Origin of the sequence: Streptomyces sp. MS191 (assembly GCF_008042125.1) — a bacterium.
Lineage (GTDB): Bacteria > Actinomycetota > Actinomycetes > Streptomycetales > Streptomycetaceae > Streptomyces.
Genome location: NZ_RDBI01000066.1, coordinates 471,281 through 476,389, shown reverse-complemented (window position 1 = coordinate 476,389; position 5,109 = coordinate 471,281). Strand labels below are relative to the sequence as shown.

4 protein-coding genes and 2 pseudogenes are annotated in these 5,109 nt (G+C 73.6%); 1 reads left to right on the top strand and 5 read right to left on the bottom strand.

The window, feature by feature from the left end:
• The 4 genes and pseudogenes from EAO71_RS40340 to EAO71_RS30745 form a co-directional block, all read right to left on the bottom strand.
• Nucleotides 1-501: pseudogene (locus EAO71_RS40340) on the bottom strand (hypothetical protein); the annotation flags it as partial.
• 173 nt (nt 502-674) lie between these two features.
• Nucleotides 675-1,103, bottom strand: coding sequence for a DUF6113 family protein (locus EAO71_RS30755; protein WP_222723601.1), 429 nt, complete (start codon nt 1,101-1,103; stop codon nt 675-677).
• On the bottom strand, nt 1,100-2,008 hold the full coding sequence (gene mshB / locus EAO71_RS30750; RefSeq protein WP_147981064.1) for an N-acetyl-1-D-myo-inositol-2-amino-2-deoxy-alpha-D-glucopyranoside deacetylase: 909 nt from the start codon (nt 2,006-2,008) through the stop codon (nt 1,100-1,102). Before mshB ends, EAO71_RS30755 begins: the two co-directional genes overlap by 4 nt.
• A 41-nt stretch (nt 2,009-2,049) precedes the next feature.
• Nucleotides 2,050-2,244 carry a hypothetical protein gene (locus EAO71_RS30745; RefSeq protein WP_137993529.1) on the bottom strand — a complete coding sequence of 65 codons (195 nt, stop codon included), beginning with the start codon at nt 2,242-2,244 and terminating at the stop codon, nt 2,050-2,052.
• Nucleotides 2,245-2,409: 165 nt separating this feature from the next.
• On the opposite strand from EAO71_RS30745, the gene EAO71_RS30740 reads away from it, so the two are divergent.
• Nucleotides 2,410-4,584: a S9 family peptidase gene (locus tag EAO71_RS30740; RefSeq protein WP_147981063.1), complete on the top strand. Its 2,175-nt coding sequence runs from the start codon at nt 2,410-2,412 to the stop codon at nt 4,582-4,584.
• Here EAO71_RS30740 and EAO71_RS39810 read toward each other — a convergent pair.
• Nucleotides 4,561-5,109, bottom strand: a pseudogene (locus EAO71_RS39810) (hypothetical protein); the annotation flags it as partial. The gene EAO71_RS30740 and the pseudogene EAO71_RS39810 overlap by 24 nt on opposite strands.

Genomic DNA, 5,109 nt, shown 5'->3' with positions numbered 1-5,109 from the left:
GCCGGAGGAGCCCAAGACCGAGACCACGCTGACGACCCGGATCCGGATCAACATCCCGGGTTCGCGGCCGATCCCGCCGGTCGTGGTCCGCAAGCCGGTGGGCGACTCCGGCGCCTCCGCCTTGGGGGGCTCCGGCGCGGGGGCCGGCTCCGGCTCCGGTGCGGCCTGCGGCTCCGCCGCCGGCTCGGCGGCCGGAGCGGGCGCGGCGGAGGCGCCGGAGTCGCCCACCGGCTTGCGGACCACGACCGGCGGGATCGGCCGCGAACCCGGGATGTTGATCCGGATCCGGGTCGTCAGCGTGGTCTCGGTCTTGGGCTCCTCCGGCTGCGGCGGCTTGGGCGGCGCGGCGGGGGCGGCACCCTCGGGCGCGTCCTGCGTCGGGTGGAGCGACGGATACTGACGGGATCCGTACGGCGGTGTACCCGAGGGGTAGGCGGCTCCACCGCGCCCCTGGGCGCCGGAGGACGAAGTGTCAGTCTCTCGACCAGTTTCACGACTCAAAGCAGGATCTCCCGGTTGGCTCCACCGCCCGCTCTTGCTGGTGCTCGTGTACCGGGCGGCTCGGCGGCGCGCACCACCATACTGGCCGCCGCCGACTCGTACCCGATCGCCGGTGACTCCGTGACGGGCATTCCGGCCGAAGTCCGGGCAGCGACCGGCTCAAGTCGGCCTGTTCACGGGGCCGGAGGCGACAGCCGGGACAGGGTGGCGCAGATCACAGCGATCGCCATGCCTCCGAGCAGGTAGATCATTTCCGCGACTCCGCCGCCGAATGCCCCGTCCCCTTCCGCCCGTCCGAAGCTGAGCAGCACGATCGCGACGAGCCAGCCCGCTCCCGAGGCGACGACGCCGAGTTGCGTGCCGGTGGCGCGCAGGCCGCCGTAGAACACCCCCGCGGAGGCGAGCAGCGCGAGGATCAATCCACCGGGGAACCAGGCGCTTTGGACGAACGAGCCGGCCGTTCCGACCAGTGCCCCGAGGACGAAGAGGAGTACGTACCAGGCGGCGCGGGCGTTCAGCCGCGGGCCGGACGGGGCGGCGGGCCGGGTGCCGGGGCGGCTCTCGGGCCGGGCACCGGGGCTGTTTTCGGGGCGGGGGCTCATGGCGTCACCACGCCGGCGAAGAGGTCGTCCTCGCGCTCGCCGCGGGGTGCGCCGGGCTCGCCGTGGACCAACTGGTAGTACTCCGTGGTGAAGATCGGCTGTCCGAGGTCGTTGGAGAGGGCGAAGTAGGGGCCGTCCACAGCGATCTGTGTGGCGTGCGCCCTCATCGCGGCGGTCTTGCGCGCCGTCGCGTCCGCCCCGCCGTCGATCGCGGCGGTGATCAGGGAGTCGTCGACCACGCCCGGGACGTCGTCGATGTCCGCGATGCCCGGGAAGTCGGGTGCCGCGGCGCGCAGCCGGGCGAAGCCGGCCTCGGCGACCGGTCGCGGGACGCGGTTCCAGTAGATCTTCTCGATCCGGTGGGCGGGGCCGAGCTCGGGGCGGTAGCCCGTGTCGGCGGCCAGCTCGGCGGCGCGGGTGGCGACGCGGTGGGCCTGGATGTGGTCGGGGTGACCGTAGCCGCCGTCGGGGTCGTAGGTGACGAGGACCTGGGGGCGGGTCTCCCGGATCACGGCGACGAGGTGGGGTGCGGCGTCGTCGACGGCGGTGTTCCAGAAGGCGCCCTCGCGGCGGTTCTGGTCGGCGCCCATCATCCCGGAGTCGCGGTAGCGGCCCCGGCCTCCGAGGAAGCGGTGGTCGGTGACGCCGAGCTCCTTCATCGCGGCGGCGAGTTCGGCGACGCGGTGGTCGCCGAGCCGGTCCTCCCGGTCGGGTGCGAGATGGGCGAGTTCGGCCGGAATGACCTCGCCCTCCTCGCCGAGGGTGCAGGTCACGAGGGTGACCTGGGCGCCCTCCGCCGCGTACCGGGCCATGGTCGCGCCGTTGTTGATCGACTCGTCGTCGGGGTGCGCGTGCACCAGGAGGAGACGGCGGGCTGGGCGGTCCGCCGCGGGGAGATCGGTCATGGCCCCACCCTACGAGGCGGGGCCGCGGTCGGTTCGCGAGGTCAGAACTTGAGTCCGCCGATCATGCCCGCCACGTTCGTGGTGAGCGTGCTGATCGAGGGGGCGATGGACGAGCTCGCCAGGTAAAAGCCCAGGAGCGCGCAGACCGCCGCATGTCCAGCCTTCAGCCCGGATTTCCGGATCAGCAGGAAGACGACGATCGCCAGCAGCACCACCGCCGAAATCGAGAGTGCCACGGCGGTTCACCTCCACACTTCTTCGGTCGGATATTCGGACGGTCAGTTCGGCGAGCATGTGCAGGTGTCCCTTACCCACCTAGCGCTACGGATCATAACTATGTGTGGCTCCGCATCGATGGTGTACGGGGGCACAGGGGGGCGCACAGCGCTAGGTTCGGCGGCATGACCTCCAGGCAACAGCGGTCGGTGCCGCTCTCGTTCCCTCGCCAGTACGCCCGGACTCAGCGCTTCACCCTGGGCGTTCCCCGCTCCTTCACGGTTTCTCCGGACGGTGGGCGGGTGGTGTTCCTGCGCTCGGCTTCCGGCACGGACCTCTCACACGCCTTGTGGGTCCTGGACCTGGACGGGTCCGCCGGTGAGGCGCGGGAGCGGCTCGCGGCCGACCCCGCGTCGCTGCTGGCGGGCGCCGCCGAGGAGTTGTCCGCAGAGGAGCGGGCCCGGCGCGAGCGCAGCCGGGAGGGCTCGGGCGGGATCGTGGGCTACGCGACGGACGGGGCCGTGGAGTTGGCGGCCTTCGCGCTGTCGGGTCGGCTGTTCGCCACGGAGCTCCGGGCCGGGACCGCGCGCGAACTGCGGGCGCCGGGACCGGTGATCGACCCGCGGCCGTCCCCGGACGGGCGGCACATCGCCTACGTGGCCGGTGGGGCGCTGCGGGTGACGGGCGCGGACGGGGAGGGCGACCGGGCGCTCGTGGAGCCCGAGGACGGGGACACGACGTACGGCCTGGCGGAGTTCGTGGCGGCCGAGGAGATGGGGCGCAGCCGCGGTTTCTGGTGGTCGCCGGAGTCGGACCGGCTGCTGGTGGCGCGGGCGGACGACCGGCCGGTGCGGCGGTGGTGGATCGCGGATCCGGCGCACCCGGACCGGGAGCCGCAAGGGGTGGCGTATCCGGCCGCGGGGACGCCGAACGCGGACGTGCGGCTGTACGTGGTGGATCTGGCGGGCGGGCGCACGGAGGTCGGGTGGGACCGGGAGCGGTATCCCTACCTGGCCCGGGTGCACTGGTCGGCGGACGGGGCGCCGCTGCTGCTCGTCCAGGCCCGTGACCAGCGCGTCCAGCTGCATCTGGCGGTGGATCCGGCGACGGGGGCGACCCGGACCGTGCACGTGGACGAGGACGCGGAGTGGATGGAGTTGCTGCCGGGGGTTCCGGTGTGGGCCCCGGACGGGCGGCTCGTCCGGATCGCCGACGAGGGCGGGGCACGGGTGCTCGCGGTCGGGGACCGGGCGCTGACGGGGGCGGGGCTGCATGTCAGGGCCGTCCTCGACGTGGCGGCGGGCGACGTCCTGGTGTCGGCGTCGGCCGGTGAGGCCGCGGCGGAGCCGGAGACCGGCGAGATCCACGTGTACCGGGTCGGCGAGCGGGGTGTGGAACGCGTGTCGGAGGGCACCGGAATTCACTCGGCCGTGCGCTGCGGAGAGGTGACGGTGCTGTCGTCGGCCCGCCCGGACGCGCCGGGGAGCGTCACGCGGGTGCTGCGGGCGGGCGAGCAGGTGGCGGTGGTCGCCTCGTACGCGCAGACGCCGGTGCTCTCGGCCCGGGTGCGTCTGGTGGAGGGGGGCGCACGACGGATTCCGTGCGCCGTCCTGCTCCCCTCGGGGTACCGGGAAGGTGACGGACTTCTGCCCGTGCTGATGGACCCCTACGGTGGACCTCACGCTCAGCGTGTGGTCGCCGCACACAATCCGCATCTGACGTCGCAGTGGTTCGCCGACCAGGGCTTCGCGGTGATCGTCGCCGACGGACGCGGGACGCCGGGCCGGTCGCCGGCCTGGGAGAAGGCGATCCACCGTGACCTGACGCCGACGCTGGACGACCAGGTCGAGGCCCTGCACGCGCTGGCGCGGGACTTCCCGCTCGATCTGGACCGGGTGGCGATCCGGGGCTGGTCGTACGGCGGCTACCTCGCCGCGCTCGGCGTCCTGCGGCGCCCGGACGTCTTCCACGCGGCGGTGGCGGGGGCTCCGGTGACGGACTTCCGGCTCTACGACACCCACTACACGGAGCGCTATCTGGGGACGCCGCAGGACGACCCCGAGGTGTACGCGAAGAATTCCCTGGTCACCGACGACGGTCTGTCGGCGCCGCGGGACCCGGCCCGGCCGCTGATGATCGTCCACGGTCTCGCCGACGACAACGTGGTGGTGGCCCACAGTCTGCGGCTGTCCTCCGCGCTGCTCGCCGCGGGGCGGCCCCACGAGGTGCTGCCGCTGACGGGCGTGACCCACATGACGCCGCAGGAGCAGGTGGCGGAGAACCTGCTCCTGCTCCAGGTCGACTTCCTGCGGCGGTCGCTGGGGCTCTCCCCGGCGTCACCAGCCGGGGGGCCTCGGTGACGGCGGGGCCGGGGGCAGGGCCGGCAGYCCCTCCGGGGCGGCCGGCACGCGGCGCTCGCCCGGTCCCGCCAGCACGATGACCACGGTGGCGCCGGCCAGCAGGTCGAACAGGGCCGACGCGAGGACGAGCTGTTCGACCGGCGCCATGTCGGGGAGCCGCACGAACAGGTCGTGGCGGAAGGCCGTGGCGAGGCCCGTCAGGCCCCAGCCGCCCAGGAGCGCCCCGGCGACCATGCCGAACGGCCGGGAGTAGGGGGGCCGGACGAACGCGGCGGCCGCCGCGGTCAGCAGCAGCAGGACGAGGACGACGAGCAGCCAGCCCGGCGGGGGTGCGAGTGTCGCCGCGACGACGGACCGGCCTCCGGTGTAGCGGTCGACGAAGACCTCGGAGGGGAGGACAGCCGCAGACTGTGGGCCACCACCACGTTGTCGTCGGCGAGACCGTGGACGATCATCAGCGGCCGGGCCGGGTCCCGCGGCGCCGACAGACCGTCGTCGGTGACCAGGGAATTCTTCGCGTACACC

Bases quoted from the DNA above. Each gene is read 5' to 3' on its own strand.
- EAO71_RS30755 (WP_222723601.1), bottom strand. From the start codon at position 1,103: ATGAGCCCCCGCCCCGAAAACAGCCCCGGTGCCCGGCCCGAGAGCCGC.
- EAO71_RS30740 (WP_147981063.1), top strand. From the start codon at position 2,410: ATGACCTCCAGGCAACAGCGGTCGGTGCCGCTCTCGTTCCCTCGCCAG.
- mshB (WP_147981064.1), bottom strand. From the start codon at position 2,008: ATGACCGATCTCCCCGCGGCGGACCGCCCAGCCCGCCGTCTCCTCCTG.